This is a genomic window from Streptomyces sp. P17 (assembly GCF_032436805.1).
GTDB lineage: Bacteria > Actinomycetota > Actinomycetes > Streptomycetales > Streptomycetaceae > Streptomyces.
In genome coordinates this window covers 1-239 of record NZ_JAVRBF010001438.1, presented here as the reverse complement: position 1 = coordinate 239, position 239 = coordinate 1, and the positions used below count along the sequence as shown (strand labels likewise).

1 pseudogene is annotated in these 239 nt (G+C 69.5%); it reads left to right on the top strand.

Going from position 1 to position 239, the window contains the following annotated elements:
- Positions 1–239, top strand: a pseudogene (locus tag RMT89_RS45265) (hypothetical protein); the annotation flags it as partial.

The following is a 239-nucleotide window of genomic DNA, read 5'->3' as shown; positions in this document are numbered from 1 at the left end:
CGGCCAGACCCGCGGCGCGCACATCTTCTCGGTGGCGCAGCACACACTGCTGGTGGAGGCCGTGCTGCGGGCGCGGCGGCCGCGCATCGACCACCGCATCCGGCTCGCCGCCAGGCTGCACGACGCGCCGGAATACGTGATCGGTGACATGATCTCGCCGTTCAAGGCCGTGATCGGCGGCTCCTACAAGCAGATCGAGAAGCGGCTGCTTTCGGCGATCCACCTCCGGTTCGGCCTGC